This is a genomic window from Streptomyces sp. JB150 (genome assembly GCF_011193355.1).
Taxonomy (GTDB): Bacteria; Actinomycetota; Actinomycetes; order Streptomycetales; family Streptomycetaceae; genus Streptomyces.
On the sequence record NZ_CP049780.1, the window covers coordinates 6267843 to 6282297 of the forward strand.

Here is a 14455-nt window from a genome sequence, read left to right on the forward strand (position 1 = left end):
GGCCGGCCGGCGGGGCGGAGGCGTCGCCGCAGACCAGGTCCGGTGAGCCGCGGCAGCAAGTGGTCTTCGTCCAGCCTCCCTCCTCCCACTGGACGCACCACCGGACGCCCTCACGACGGGGAGCGCGCTGAACGTGACCACCGCCCGCCTTGATCGTTCGTGGGGACATGAACAGCATCTCGCGGGCCCTGACCGTCGGCGCGTTCGCCCTGGTCCTGCCCATGACCCTCGTCACTCCCTCCCAGGCGGCTCCGGGTGAGGTGTGCTTCTACACCGAGCCCGGCTACCGGGGCGCATCCTGGTGCTACCGACCGTGGGGCTACTCGGACGTGCCGGACTTCCTGCATGACAAGGCGCGGTCCTTCGAGTCCAACTCGGACGTCGTCGTCTACGCGATCGATCACGCGGGACAGGCGTGCTACCAGCGCAGGATCTGGGTGGGGGACCGGGACCCGAACTGGGCCTGGGGCGCCAGGATCGACGGCGTCGGCACCGACCCCCAGGGATGCGAGCCGAGCTGATCCGCGGCCAAGCGGGCAACGGCCCCAATCACCGCCCTCGGCTCGTCAGCCGACCGGGGCCCGCTCCGGACGGAAGGCGAGGTGGTCGTCCGTCACGTCGACCGTGACCCGGTCGCCTCGCTGGACCCGGCCGTCGAGGAGCAGCCGGGACAGGCGGTTGTCGACCTCGCGCTGGATGGTGCGGCGCAGCGGGCGGGCACCGTACTCCGGCTGGTAGCCCTGCCGGGACAGCCAGTCCACGGCCGGATCGGTGAACTCGACGGTGACGCCCTGGGCGCGCAGCAGCCGCCGGGTCTCCTCCAGCAGCAGATCGGTGATCCGGTGCAGCTGGTCGGGGGTGAGCTGGCGGAAGACGACGATCTCGTCGATCCGGTTGAGGAACTCGGGCCGGAAGTGTTCGCGCAGCGGGCGCAGGATCTGCTCCCGGCGGGCCTCCTCGGCGTCCCCGCCCGGCCCGAACCCGATCCCGGCGCCGCGCCGGATGATCGCCTCCGAACCGAGGTTGCTGGTCATCACGATGACCGTGTTGGTGAAGTCCACCGTGCGGCCCTGGGAGTCGGTGAGCCGCCCGTCGTCCAGCACCTGGAGCAGGATGTTGAACACGTCCGGGTGCGCCTTCTCCACCTCGTCGAGCAGCAGCAGCGAGTACGGGTGGCGGCGGACCACCTCGGTGAGCTGCCCGGCCCCCTCGTGGCCGACGTACCCGGGCGGGGCGCCCACCAGCCGGCTGACGGTGTGCCGCTCCTGGTACTCGCTCATGTCGAGGCGGACCATGCGGTCCTCGCTGCCGAACAGAGCCTCCGCGAGCGCCCGCGCCAGCTCGGTCTTGCCGACGCCGGTCGGACCGAGGAACAGGAAGCTGCCGATCGGACGGTGCGGTGAGGACAGCCCGGCCCGGGAGCGCAGCACCGCGTCGGAGACGACCCGCACGGCCTCCTCCTGGCCGACCACCCGCTCGCGCAGATGCTCCTCCAGGCCCAGCAGCCGGTCCTTCTCCTCCTCGGTGAGCCGGCTGACGGGGATGCCGGTCAGCCGGGACACCACCTCGGCGATCGCCTCCGCGGTCACCTCCAGGTTCTGGCCCTCGTCGGCCTCGCCGTCCCCCGCGGCCTCGGCGATCCGCTGCTTCAGCTCCGTGATCCGGTCCCGCAGCCGCATCGCCTCCTCGTACTGCTCGTCGGCGACCGCTTGGTCCTTGTCCAGGGCCAGCTGCTCGGCCTCCCGCTCCATGGCCCGTACGTCCGTGCCCTTGGTGCGGGCCCGCAGCCGTACCCGCGCGCCCGCCTGGTCGATCAGGTCGATCGCCTTGTCGGGCAGGCGCCGGTCGGTGAGATAGCGGTCCGACAGCTCGACGGCCGCCTCCAGCGCCTCGTCGCTGTAGCGGACCTGGTGGTGGGCCTCGTAGCGGTCGCGCAGGCCGCGCAGGATCTCGAGCGCGTCCTCGGTGGTCGGCTCCGGCACCAGGATCGGCTGGAAACGGCGGGCCAGCGCCGCGTCCTTCTCGATCCGGCGGAACTCCTCCAGCGTGGTCGCGCCCACGATGTGCAGCTCGCCGCGCGCGAGCGCCGGCTTGAGGATGTTCCCGGCGTCCATCGAGCCGCCCTCGCCGCCCCCGCCCGCGCCGACCACGGTGTGCAGCTCGTCGATGAAGATGATCAGCTCGGTGGAGTGGGTGCGGATCTCCTCGACGATGGTGTTCATCCGCTCCTCGAAGTCGCCCCGGTAGCGGGTGCCCGCGACGACGCCGGTGAGGTCGAGGGCGACGACCCGGCGGCCGATCAGCACGTCCGGCACGTCCCCGTCGGCGATCCGCTGCGCCAGCCCCTCCACGATCGCGGTCTTCCCGACGCCCGCGTCGCCCATCAGCACCGGGTTGTTCTTGCCCCGGCGGGACAGCACCTCGATGGTCTGCTCGATCTCGTCGTCCCGGCCGATCACCGGGTCGATACGGCCCCGGCGGGCCTGGTCGGTGAGGTCGCGGCCGTACTTGTCGAGGGTGGGCGTGGCCGCCTGGCGGGGCCGTTCCGCGCGGGGCGCCGCCGCTCCCGCCTCCGGGGCCTCCTTCGGCCCGCCGGGGGCGAAGCGCGCCGCGCTCAGGATGTGCCCGGCGGCCGAGTCGGGGTTGTTGGCCAGCGCGCTCAGCACGTGCTCCGGCCCGATGTAGCCGGTGCCGCTCGCCCGGGCCAGGTCGTGGGCGTCCAGCAGGGCCCGCTTGACCGCCGGGGTGAGCGACAGCGAGGTCGGCGGCGGCACCTCGCCCTCCCGGTACTGCACCGGCCCGGAGCGCTCGTCGATCTCCGAGGCGAGCGAGTCCGGGTCCGCGCCGGCGCGGCTGAGCAGGCTCCGGGTCGGTTCGGCGGACAGGGCCGCGCGGAGCAGGTGCTGGGTGTCGAGGTCCCGGCTGCCGTGTTCGGCGGCGTACCGCGCGGCCCCCTGGACCAGGTCGCGGGCCGGCTGGCTGAGCAGCCGGCCGATGTCGATCTGCCGGGGGCCGGGACGGGGGCCGCCGAAGAAGCGGGCGAGGAATTCTCCGAAGGGGTCGCCCTCCGAGCCGATGAAGCCGCTGGTCATCGTTTGGGTTCCTTCGCTGTCGACGTGCCGGGGCCGGGTTTCCCGGGGTGGGCTCGTTTAAGCCACCTTGGCACGAAGTGGGGCGACAGGCATGTGCAGTGGACCGGCCCTGGACCGCCGCCCCGGAAGGGGGTTCACCTCGCCGTGAGGACGCGCGGGCCGTCCTCCGTGATCGCGACCGTGTGTTCGACGTGCGCCGCGCGGGAACCGTCGTTCGTGCGGAGGGTCCAGCCGTCGGGGGCCGCGTGGTAGCCGTCGGTGCCGCCCGCGACGAGCATCGGCTCGATGGCCAGGACCATGCCCGCGCGCAGCCGCAGGCCACGGCCGGGGCGGCCCTCGTTGGGGACCGGCGGGTCCTCGTGCATACGGCGGCCCACGCCGTGCCCGCCGAAGCCCTCCGGGATGCCGTAGCCGGCGTCGCGGCACACCCGGCCGATGGCGTGCGCGATGTCGCCCATGCGGTTGCCGGCGACGGCGGCGTCGATGCCGGCCGCGAGGGCGCGTTCGGCCGTCTCTATGAGGCGTACGTCGGCGGGGCGGGGGCGGCCCACCGTGAAGCTGATCGCCGAGTCGCCGACCCAGCCGTTCAGCTCGGCACCGAAGTCCAGGGAGACCAGGTCGCCGTCGCGCAGCCGGTACCGCGTGGGGATGCCGTGCACGATCGCGTCGTTCACCGAGGCGCACAGGACGGCGGGGAAGGGGGTCGGGGCGAAGGAGGGGCGGTAGCCCAGGAAGGGCGAGGTCGCGCCTGCCTCCCGCAGGGCGTCGCGGGCCAGGGCGTCCAGGTCGAGCAGGGAGACGCCCACGTCCGCGGCGTTCCGCAGGGCCGTGAGGGTGCGCCCGACGACCTGGCCCGCCTCGTGCATGGCGTCGATCGATGTGTCCGTCTTCAGTTCCACCATGCCAATTACTATACCGGTATTTGAATTGGGATCGGCGACCGGCGGTATGTGAATGGGGTTGTTACTAGGATGGGCGCCATGGTGCGCACTCCCCTCACCCCCGAAGAGCGCGAACGCGGCGAGCGGCTCGGCCGGCTGCTGCGCGAGGCCCGCGGCGACCGCAGCATGGCGGAGGTCGCGGCGAGCGCCGGCGTCTCGGCGGAGACCCTGCGCAAGATCGAGACGGGCCGCGCGCCGACACCGGCGTTCTTCACGGTGGCCGCGCTCGGCCGCACCCTCGGGCTGTCCCTGGACGAGCTGGCCACCGCGGCGTACGGCGCGACGCCCGCGTACGACCCCGCGGCCGGGTACGACCCCACGGCGCCCTTCGACGCCACGGCCCCGGCCGTCACGTCCGGGGCGGCCGCCGCCTGAGGGCGTCGCGCCCTGGCCGCAAACTCCCTGTAGCGGGCCCGTAACACGGCTGGTGTTGGCTACGGACCCGAGTGCTCCGGTCATGCGGGGAGTGGGCGATGACAGTGGATCAGCTCCCGTACGCGGTACGGGAGTTCGCGGACCGCCTGGCCGGCCTGCTGGCCAGGCTGGACCGGGACGGCGGCTGGTGCGCCGTGTTCCGGCGGCGCGACCCCGACGGGATGCGCGCCTGCCTCGACGGGCGGGAGGTCCCGCCCTGGGACGTGGTCGAGTCCCTGCTCCAGGACCTTGCCGCCGCGCACGGCCCCGGGGCCGCCGACGCCGAGAGGGACCGGACGCGCGCCCTGCACAGCGCGGCGCTCGCCGCGTACGACGCCCGGCCCGGCGGCCGGGACGCCCTCACGGCCCGGCTCGACGTGACGCTCCGCGAGCGGGAGCACGCCGCCGAACGCCTCGCCGGACTGGGCCGCGCGCTCGCCTCGGCCACCACCCAGGCCGCCGCCGACACCCTCCGCCTCGACCTGGCCTGGGCCCGCGACGACCTCGCCCGCGCCACCGCCCGCTGCGTGGAACTGAACACCCGCCTCACCGCACTGGACCACCACACCCCCACGCCCCGCACCGTCCCCCCGCCGCGCCCCGCTGCCGACCCGTCACCCGAGCTGGCCGAGGCCCCCGCGAACGCCCGGTCGGCCACAACACCTACGACGCACCCGACGGACCGTGAGGAGGCCGCGAACGACGGACCCTGGCCGGGCGGCGGGCAGAACGGTGGCAGCCGGACGGGTGGCAGGTCGAGCGGTGACCGCTGGCCGGGTGACGGGCAGGGCGGTGGCCCCCGGATGGGTGGCGGGCCGAGCGGTGACCGCTGGCCGGGTGACGGGCAGGCCGGTCGTCTCGGGCCGAGCGACGGGCAGGGTGGTCGCTACGGGCACGAAGGGGGGCCGGGTGGTCCACTGCGGCCGGCCGACGGGCCGGGCGGGCGTCTCCGGGGCGACCTCGACTCGGGGGGAGTCCCGGCGCCCGGTGGTGGCGCAGTCGCCGTGCCCGCCCCCGTGACGCCCCCTCCGGCGGGGCCTGCTCCAGCGGCCCCCGCATCCACTCCCGCCCCCACCCCCAAGCAGCGCAAACGCCGTCGAGGTGGTGCCCGGTTCGCCGGAGTGCAGGACGAGGGCGAAGGCCCCGTCGTCGTGCCGCCCGTCGCGCAGCCGGTGCCCGCCGCGCCGGTCGCGCCGGGTGGGCGGACCCCGCGGGGAGCGCGGTTCGCGGGAGCCGCGGCGCAGGCGCAGGGGCCCCAGGCGCCGCGGAGTGCGCCCGTGGACGCGCAGGCGCGGCGGGAGACGGGCACCGTGATCGCAACGCTGGCGCGGCTGCGCGCCGAGGGCCGCAGCGGAGAGGCGCACGCGCTGCTGGCCGAGGCCGCGCGGTGGCCCGCCGCCCGGTTCCCGCTGCTCGCCGAGGAACTGCAGCGCGCGGGCCTGGCCGCGGACTGGGCGACCCTGCTGTGGGAGACCGCGTCCCTGCCCGCGGACCGGCTGGTGGCCGCCGCCGACGCGCTGACCGCGGCCGGGCGCGGCGCGGACGGGCGGCAGATCCTGCGGCAGGGCGTCGTCCGCCCCGCCGCGGAGATCGGGCAGGCCGTGCTCGCGCTGACCGCCGACGGCCGCGGCCGCGAGGCGGACGCCCTGCTCGACGCCTACGTCCGGGCCCGCCCTCCGGAGGAGGTGGTGCGCAGCGCCGCACCCGACCCGCGGATCCTCGTCCCGCTGCTGCTCCAGGCCGCCGCGCGGGTCTCCGCGGCACGCCACCGGGATCTCGCGCACGCCCTCCGGGTGGCCGGACCGGCCGGCTGACCGGCCCCGTCGCTCGCCCACCGGAGTGGCAGTCGCGACCGGCCGAGCGGGTTGCCGACGATGGTCTTGGCAAGGCCTTCCCCGAGGCATACGTTCATCCCTCTACGACCTGCGTCTACGGGCGTAGAGGCTCTGCGTCCCGTCGAAGGAGCAGCTCATGGCCAACGTCGTACGCGCCGCTCTGGTCCAGGCGACCTGGACCGGCGACACCGAGTCCATGGTCGCGAAACACGAGGAGCACGCCCGCGAGGCGGCCCGCCGGGGAGCCAAGGTCATCGGGTTCCAGGAAGTCTTCAACACCCCGTACTTCTGCCAGGTCCAGGAACCGGAGCACTACCGCTGGGCCGAGCCGGTGCCCGACGGGCCGACCGTGCGGCGGATGCGGGCGCTGGCCCGCGAGACCGGCATGGTGATCGTCGTCCCCGTCTTCGAGGTCGAGCAGGCCGGCTTCTACTACAACACCGCCGCCGTGATCGACGCGGACGGCACCTACCTCGGCAAGTACCGCAAGCACCACATCCCCCAGCTCAAGGGCTTCTACGAGAAGTACTACTTCCGGCCCGGCAACCTCGGCTGGCCCGTCTTCGACACCGCCGTCGGCAAGGTCGGCGTCTACATCTGCTACGACCGCCACTTCCCCGAGGGCTGGCGCCAGCTCGGCCTGAACGGCGCCCAGCTGGTCTACAACCCGTCGGCCACCCACCGCGGCCTCTCCGCCCACCTGTGGCGCCTGGAGCAGCCCGCCGCGGCCGTCGCCAACGCGTACTTCGTCGCCGCCATCAACCGCGTCGGCCAGGAGGGGGAGTACGGCGAGAACGACTTCTACGGCACGAGCTACTTCGTCGACCCGCGCGGGCAGTTCGTGGGGGAGGCCGCCGGCGACTCCGAGGAGGAACTGCTCGTGCGCGACCTCGACTTCGACCTCATCGACGAGGTGCGGCGGACGTGGGCGTTCTACCGCGACCGCCGCCCCGACGCGTACGAAGGGCTGGTACGGCCGTGACCGGGAACCACACGACCAGGGACCTGCTGGGACGGCACCGGGCGGTGCTGCCCGACTGGCTCGCCCTCTACTACGACGACCCGATCGAGATCACCCACGGCGAGGGCCGGCACGTCTGGGACGCCGAGGGCAACCGCTACCTGGACTTCTTCGGCGGCATCCTCACCACCATGACCGCCCACGCCCTGCCCGAGGTCACCAAGGCGGTCGCCGAACAGGCCGGGCGGATCATCCACTCGTCCACGCTCTACCTCAACCGGCCGATGGTCGAACTGGCCGAGCGCGTCGCCCAGGTGAGCGGCATCCCCGACGCCCGTGTCTTCTTCACCACCTCCGGCACCGAGGCCAACGACACCGCGCTGCTGCTGGCCACCACCTACCGCCGCAGCAACACCGTCCTCGCGATGCGCAACAGCTACCACGGCCGCTCCTTCTCCACCGTCGGCGTCACCGGCAACCGCGGCTGGTCCCCGACCTCCCTGTCCCCGCTCCAGACGCTCTACGTGCACGGCGGCGTCCGCACCCGCGGCCCGTACGCCGCGCTCGACGACCGCGCGTTCATCGCGGCCTGCGTCGAGGACCTGAGAGACCTGCTCGGCCACACCCGCTCGCCCGCCGCCCTGATCGCCGAACCCATCCAGGGCGTCGGCGGGTTCACCTCCCCGCCGGACGGCCTGTACGCCGCCTTCCGCGAGGTGCTGCACGAGCGCGGCGCGCTGTGGATCGCCGACGAGGTGCAGACCGGCTGGGGCCGCACCGGCGAGCACTTCTGGGGCTGGCAGGCGCACGGGCAGTCCGGCCCGCCGGACATCGTCACCTTCGCCAAGGGCATCGGCAACGGCATGTCCATCGGCGGGGTCATCGCCCGCTCGGAGATCATGAACTGCCTGGACGCCAACAGCATCTCCACCTTCGGCGGCACCCAGATCACCATGGCCGCCGGTCTCGCCAACCTCACCTACCTGCTGGAACACGACCTCCAGGGCAACGCCCGGCGGGTCGGCGGACTGCTCATCGAGCGGCTGCGGGCCGTCGCCGCGCAGATCCCGGCCGTACGGGAGGTCCGCGGGCGCGGCCTGATGATCGGCGTCGACGTGGTGAGACCCGGCACCGACGAGGCCGCCCCCGAGCTGGCGGCGGCCGTGCTGGAGGCGGCCCGCGAGGGCGGACTGCTGATCGGCAAGGGCGGCGGCCACAACACCAGCGCCCTCAGGATCGCCCCGCCGCTGTCCCTCACCGTCGCGGAGGCCGAGGAGGGCGCCGCGATCCTCGAACAGGCCCTGCGGAGCATCGCCTAGCCGCCGAAGAGACAGCCGAAGAGACAGGGGGACCCGCCATGACCGCCGGCTCCGAACTGCCACCCGCCCTGTCGGTCCGCCAGGTGCTGACCCTGGAACGCGTCCTCGCCGGCCGGCCCGAGGTGGTGGCCGGCGCCGACCGGCTCGACCGCCCCGTGCGCTGGGTGCACGTCGCGGAGGCCGCCGACGTCGGCGTGATGCTCAGCGGCGGCGAGATGGTCCTCACCACCGGGGTGCTGCTCGTCGGCGACGAACGCAAGCAGGCCGAGTACATCCACTCCCTGCACCGCGCGGAGGCCGCGGCCGTCGTCCTCGGACTCGGCCGCGCCTTCCCCGCCCCGCCCCGGGTGATGTGCCGGGCCGCCGAGCGGTGCGGGCTGCCGCTGGTCGTCCTGCACCGGCCGTTCCCGTTCGCCCAGCTCACCGAGGAGGTCCAGTCCCGGCTGGTGCGGCGCAACTTCGCCGCGGTCAGCCTCTCGGAGGCCGTACGCACCGCGCTCACCGCGCTCATCACCGCCGGGGCCCCGCTCCAGGACCTCCTCGACGAGATCGCCCGGCACAGCGGCTGCCCCGTCGTCGTCACCAACCTCGCCCACCGGGTGCTCGCCACCGCCGGGGAACGCCCCGCCGTGGACGACGTGCTGCGCGACTGGGAGCGCATCGCCCGGCAGGCAGGCGGCCGCGAGGGCCACGGCTGGATCCGCGCCGAACTGGGCGGGCGCGGCGAGCGCTGGGGGCGGATCGTGCTGTGCGGCCACCGCGGCGACACCGCCGCCGGGCGGCTGCTCGCCGACCGCGCCGCCGAGGCGCTGATACTGCACCGCCTGCTGGGCGGCCCGGAGCACCGCTGGGAGGAGCAGTGCGCGCAGAGCCTGCTCACCGACCTGGTCTCCGGCGCCGTACCGGCCCGCCGGCTGCTGCCCCGGGCCCGTGCCGCCGGGCTGCCCGTGGGCCGGCGCGCCTACGTGCCCCTGGCGGTCCGCGACGCCCGGCCCGCCGCGCTCGACCGCACCCTGCGGCTGCTGGGCCTGCCGGGCCTGGCCGCCGCACTCGCCGACGGCACCACCGCCGTCCTGCTCAGCCTCGCCCGCGACCAGGACGCCCCGGCGCTCACCGAGCACTTCGCCGCCCGGCTGCGCCAGGAGGACGGCCCCGCCGTCGTGGCCGCCGCCGACACCCGCACCGACTGGGACGACGTGCCCGCCGGGCTGCGCGAGGCCCGGCACGTCGCGGACGCCGTCGCCGGATCCTCGGCCGCCCTGGACCTCCCGGCCGTGGTCCGCCTGAGGGACGTCCACCTCAGAGGCCTCATCCGGCTGCTGCGGGACGACCCGCAGGTGCAGTCGTTCGCCGAACGGGAGCTGGCCGGGCTGCTCGGCCGCGAACAGCACGACCTGCTGCCGGTGCTGCGCACCTACCTCGCCACCGGCCGCAACAAGTCCCGCACCGCCCAGCTCCACCACGTCTCACGGCCCGCGCTCTACCGCCGCCTGGAGGCGATACAGGCCCGGCTCGGCGTGGACCTCGACGACTTCGAGCAGGCCGCCTCGGTCCACATCGCCCTCCTCGCGCACGACGCGCAACACCGGTGAAACCTGCGACGACCTGCGAAAACGGCGGTGAAACATGCGCCAGGCACAACGTGACACGGTGACACGCCGCCCGCCCGCGGACGTGACACGGTGCATCTCACAGCCGGCCGTCCGGCTTCCTACGCTCACGGCACACCGAGCCACCGCAGCGACCGGAGGTCCCGATGAGCCGAGTGATCCGCGCCGCCGTCTTCCAGACCGCCTGGACCGGCGACAAGGAGTCCATGATCCGGGTGCACGAACAGGCGGCCCGCGACGCCGCCGCGCAGGGCGCCCAGGTCCTCTGCTTCCAGGAGCTGTTCTACGGACCGTACTTCTGCCAGGTCCAGGACCCCGCCTTCTACGCGTACGCCGAGCGGATCCCCGAAGGACCGGTCGTGCGCCGCTTCCAGGCGCTCGCGAAGGAACTGGGCCTCGTCCTCGTCCTGCCGATGTACGAGGAGGAGCAGCCCGGCGTCCTCTACAACACGGCCGCCGTGCTCGACGCCGACGGCTCCTACCTCGGCAAGTACCGCAAGACCCACATCCCGCAGGTGCGCGGCTTCTGGGAGAAGTTCTACTTCCGCCCCGGCAACAGCGGCTGGCCCGTCTTCGACACGGCCGCCGGCAGGATCGGCGTCTACATCTGCTACGACCGCCACTTCCCCGAGGGCTGGCGGGCGCTGGGGCTGGCGGGCGCCGAGATCGTCTTCAACCCCTCGGCCACCTCCCGCGGCCTGTCCGGCTACCTCTGGCAACTGGAACAGCCCGCGGCGGCCGTCGCCAACGAGTACTTCGTCGGCGCGATCAACCGGGTGGGCGTCGAGGAGTACGGCGACGACGACTTCTACGGCACGAGCTACTTCGTCGACCCGGAGGCCCGGTTCGTCGGCGAGGTGGCGAGCGACAAGGAGCCCGAACTGGTGGTCCGCGACCTCGACATGACCAAGCTGCGCGAGGTCCGCGACCGCTGGCAGTTCTACCGCGACCGGGCGCCGGGGGCGTACTCGCCGCTGACGGCGCCGTAGAGAGCCGGCAAGGGCCACCACCTCAGGGGCGCGGGGCCGCATCGACATGCGGCTCCGCCGCGCGGGCGCGATCAACCCCCGACCACCCGTACTCACTCACCGCGAGGAGCGACCACGACATGAGCAGCCGGACAGTCATCCGCGGCGGCCTCGTCATCACCGCCTCCGACGAGATCCACGCGGACGTCCTCATCGAGGACTCCCGCATCGCCGCCCTCGCCGCCTCCGGCACCCCCGCCGCCGAGGCCTGGACGGCGGACCGGACCATCGACGCCGGCGGCAAGTACGTCATCCCGGGCGGCGTCGACGTCCACACCCACATGGAGCTGCCCTTCGGCGGCACCTTCGCCTCCGACACCTTCGAGACCGGCACCCGCGCGGCGGCCTGGGGCGGCACCACGACGATCGTGGACTTCGCCGTCCAGAGCGTCGGCCACGCGCTGCGCGAGGGCCTCGACGCCTGGCACGCCAAGGCGGAGGGCAACTGCGCGATCGACTACGGCTTCCACATGATCGTCTCCGATGTGAACGAGGAGACGCTGAAGGAGATGGACCTGCTCATCGAGGAGGGAGTGACCTCCTTCAAGCAGTTCATGGCCTACCCCGGCGTCTTCTACTCCGACGACGGCCAGATCCTGCGCGCCATGCAGCGCTCCGCCGGGAACGGCGGCCTGATCATGATGCACGCCGAGAACGGCATCGCGATCGACGTCCTCGTCGAACAGGCCCTCGCCCGCGGTGAGACCGACCCCCGCTACCACGGCGAGGTCCGCAAGGCCCTGCTGGAGGCCGAGGCCACGCACCGGGCGATCCGGCTCGCCCAGGTCGCCGGCGCGCCCCTGTACGTCGTGCACGTCTCCGCGATGGAGGCGGTGGCGGAGCTGGCCAGGGCCCGCGACGAGGGCCTGAACGTCTTCGGCGAGACCTGCCCGCAGTATCTGTTCCTGTCGACCGACAACCTCGCCGAACCGGACTTCGAGGGCGCCAAGTACGTGTGCAGCACCCCGCTGCGGCCGCGTGAGCACCAGGCGAAACTCTGGCGGGGCCTGCGCACCGACGACCTCCAGGTCGTCTCCACCGACCACTGCCCCTTCTGCTTCACCGGCCAGAAGGAGCTGGGCCGCGGCGACTTCTCCAAGATCCCCAACGGTCTGCCGGGCGTGGAGAACCGGATGGACCTGCTCCACCAGGCCGTCCTCGACGGGCACATCTCGCGCCGCCGCTGGATCGAGATCGCCTGCGCCACCCCGGCCCGGATGTTCGGCATGTATCCGAAGAAGGGCACCATCGCCCCCGGCGCCGACGCCGACGTCGTCATCTACGACCCGCACGCCGAGCAGGTCATGTCCGCCGAGACCCACCACATGAACGTCGACTACTCGGCGTACGAGGGCAGACGCGTCACCGGCCGGGTCGAGACCGTGCTCTCCCGCGGCGTGCCCGTCATCACCGAGCGGGAGTACACCGGGCGCGCCGGACACGGCGTCTACACCCCCCGCTCCACCTGCCAGTACCTCGACTAGGAGGAGCCCTCATGGACTTCGGACTCGTCCTCCAGACCGACCCGCCCGCCTCCCGCGTCATCAGCCTGATGAAACGCGCCGAACGCAACGGCTTCCGCTACGGCTGGACCTTCGACTCCGCCGTGCTCTGGCAGGAACCGTTCGTCATCTACAGCCAGATCCTCGCCCACACGCAGAAATTGAAGGTCGGCCCGATGGTGACCAACCCGGGCACCCGCACCTGGGAGGTCACCGCCTCCACCTTCGCCACCCTCAACGACATGTACGGCAACCGCACCGTCTGCGGCATCGGCCGCGGCGACTCCGCGATGCGCGTCGCGGGCCGCAAGCCCAACACCCTGGCCCGGCTCGGCGAGGCGATCGACGTCATCCGCGACCTCGCCGAGGGCCGCGAGGCGGTCGTCGACGGCCAGCCCGTCCGCATCCCCTGGATCCGCGACGGCAGGCTGCCGGTGTGGATGGCCGCGTACGGCCCCAAGGCCCTCGCCCTCGCCGGGCAGAAGGCGGACGGGTTCATCCTCCAGCTCGCCGACCCGTTCCTGACCGAGTGGATGGTCAAGGCGGTGCGCGACGCCGCGGCGGCCGCCGGCCGCGACCCCGCCTCCCTCACCATCTGCGTCGCCGCGCCCGCCTACGTCGGCGACGACCTCGCCCACGCCCGCGACCAGTGCCGCTGGTTCGGCGGCATGGTCGGCAACCACGTCGCGGACCTGGTGAGCCGGTACGGGGAACACTCCGGGCTGGTGCCGGAGGCGCTCACCGCGTACATCAAGGAACGCCACGGCTACGACTACAGCCACCACGGCCGCGCCGGGAACCCGTCCACCGACTTCGTCCCCGACGAGATCGTCGACCGCTTCTGCCTCCTCGGCCCGCCGTCGGCCCACGTCGAGAAGCTGCGCGTCCTCCGCGACCTGGGCGTGGACCAGTTCGCGCTGTACGACATGCACGACGCGCAGGAGGCGACGATCGAGGCGTACGGGGCCGAGGTCATCCCGGAGCTGGCCGGGTGACCCCGGCGGAGAGGGACGGTTGCTGGGGTGGGTGCGGGACTGTCCCTCAGGGCGCTAGGCGCACTTGAACTTGAAGTCACCGTTGGCGGAGGCCGTCGAGGGCGTGGTCACCTTCAGGTCCGCGAAGCTCGACTGCTCCGAGCCGGCGGCGGCATCAGGCCTCGCGGGGATGGTGAATTCCTTGGTCACCGTCTTGGACTCCTCGGGACCCGTGAACTCGACCTTCTGCTGCGCATGGGTCTTGCCTGGGGTGGCCCACTGGTAGCTGACGGTGCCCTTGCCCTTGGCCTTGATGACACCGGTGGCAGTGAACTTCATCGCGTTCTTGCAGTCCGCCGTGGCAGGGGTCGCGCTGACGAAGTCCAGGTCGATGAGATCGACGGCGCCGGCCTTGTCCTTCGGTGGCGGTGGGGTGTCACACGAGACCTTCTGGTTCTTGCCCTTCGACTTGTAGAACACGGTGTACTCGCCGTACTCCACGTTCTTGAACGTCCGGTCGCCGTTGCGGTTCACCTTGCCCGAGACCGTCTCCTCGTCGGACTCGGCGCGCACGTGAGTGTTCTTCGGGAAGCTGTCGAGCACGAGGTTGTACGTGGGGCTGGCCTTCTTCCCCACCTGCTCGAGCTCACAGGACGGCCCGCCCTTCTGCGCGGGAACGGACCCCGGCGAGGCCGCTTGCGCGGCGACCGCGGGCGCGAAGGCCACCGCCGTGATCACCAGAGGGCTGAGGAGTGCGAGGCGACGTTGCCGATTCATGC

Annotated in this window: 12 protein-coding genes; 9 read left to right on the plus strand and 3 right to left on the minus strand. The window is 73.1% G+C overall.

Features of this window, described 5'->3' with window-relative positions; translation table 11 throughout:
- Positions 1 to 167: 167 nt before the first annotated feature.
- Positions 168 to 521: a hypothetical protein gene (locus G7Z13_RS28595; protein ID WP_166003090.1), complete on the plus strand. Its 354-nt coding sequence runs from the start codon at positions 168 to 170 to the stop codon at positions 519 to 521.
- A gap of 45 nt (positions 522 to 566) precedes the next feature.
- Here the strand turns inward: G7Z13_RS28595 and G7Z13_RS28600 are convergent, their stop codons facing one another.
- Both G7Z13_RS28600 and map read right to left on the minus strand, forming a co-directional pair.
- Positions 567 to 3092, minus strand: a complete 2526-nt coding sequence (locus G7Z13_RS28600; RefSeq protein WP_166003091.1) for an ATP-dependent Clp protease ATP-binding subunit — start codon at positions 3090 to 3092, stop codon at positions 567 to 569.
- Between the two features lie 134 nt (positions 3093 to 3226).
- Entirely contained in the window at positions 3227 to 3994 is a 768-nt protein-coding gene (gene map, locus G7Z13_RS28605; RefSeq protein ID WP_166003092.1) for a type I methionyl aminopeptidase, read from the minus strand.
- A 78-nt stretch (positions 3995 to 4072) separates the two neighbouring features.
- Here map and G7Z13_RS28610 point away from each other — a divergent pair, with 78 nt between their 5' ends.
- From G7Z13_RS28610 to G7Z13_RS28645, 8 genes are all read left to right on the plus strand, one after another.
- Complete coding sequence (locus tag G7Z13_RS28610) at positions 4073 to 4408, plus strand: helix-turn-helix transcriptional regulator (RefSeq protein ID WP_240926375.1); 336 nt, start codon at positions 4073 to 4075, stop codon at positions 4406 to 4408.
- A 98-nt stretch (positions 4409 to 4506) separates the two neighbouring features.
- Positions 4507 to 6261, plus strand: coding sequence for a hypothetical protein (locus G7Z13_RS28615; protein ID WP_166003094.1), 1755 nt, complete (start codon positions 4507 to 4509; stop codon positions 6259 to 6261).
- A 157-nt stretch (positions 6262 to 6418) separates the two neighbouring features.
- Positions 6419 to 7264 carry a nitrilase-related carbon-nitrogen hydrolase gene (locus tag G7Z13_RS28620; RefSeq protein WP_166003095.1) on the plus strand — a complete coding sequence of 282 codons (846 nt, stop codon included), beginning with the start codon at positions 6419 to 6421 and terminating at the stop codon, positions 7262 to 7264.
- Positions 7261 to 8562, plus strand: coding sequence for an aspartate aminotransferase family protein (locus G7Z13_RS28625; RefSeq protein ID WP_166003096.1), 1302 nt, complete (start codon positions 7261 to 7263; stop codon positions 8560 to 8562). Before G7Z13_RS28620 ends, G7Z13_RS28625 begins: the two co-directional genes overlap by 4 nt.
- A gap of 38 nt (positions 8563 to 8600) precedes the next feature.
- On the plus strand, positions 8601 to 10154 hold the full coding sequence (locus G7Z13_RS28630) for a PucR family transcriptional regulator (RefSeq protein WP_166003097.1): 1554 nt from the start codon (positions 8601 to 8603) through the stop codon (positions 10152 to 10154).
- A 164-nt stretch (positions 10155 to 10318) separates the two neighbouring features.
- On the plus strand, positions 10319 to 11161 hold the full coding sequence (locus G7Z13_RS28635; RefSeq protein WP_166003098.1) for a nitrilase-related carbon-nitrogen hydrolase: 843 nt from the start codon (positions 10319 to 10321) through the stop codon (positions 11159 to 11161).
- A 119-nt stretch (positions 11162 to 11280) separates the two neighbouring features.
- Positions 11281 to 12684, plus strand: coding sequence for a dihydropyrimidinase (hydA, locus tag G7Z13_RS28640; protein ID WP_166003099.1), 1404 nt, complete (start codon positions 11281 to 11283; stop codon positions 12682 to 12684).
- A gap of 11 nt (positions 12685 to 12695) precedes the next feature.
- Complete coding sequence (locus G7Z13_RS28645) at positions 12696 to 13697, plus strand: TIGR03842 family LLM class F420-dependent oxidoreductase (protein ID WP_166003100.1); 1002 nt, start codon at positions 12696 to 12698, stop codon at positions 13695 to 13697.
- A gap of 54 nt (positions 13698 to 13751) precedes the next feature.
- On the opposite strand, the gene G7Z13_RS28650 is transcribed toward G7Z13_RS28645, so the two are convergent.
- Positions 13752 to 14453 (minus strand): hypothetical protein, encoded by a 702-nt coding sequence (locus tag G7Z13_RS28650; RefSeq protein ID WP_166003101.1) that lies wholly within the window; start codon positions 14451 to 14453, stop codon positions 13752 to 13754.
- Positions 14454 to 14455: the final 2 nt, after the last annotated feature.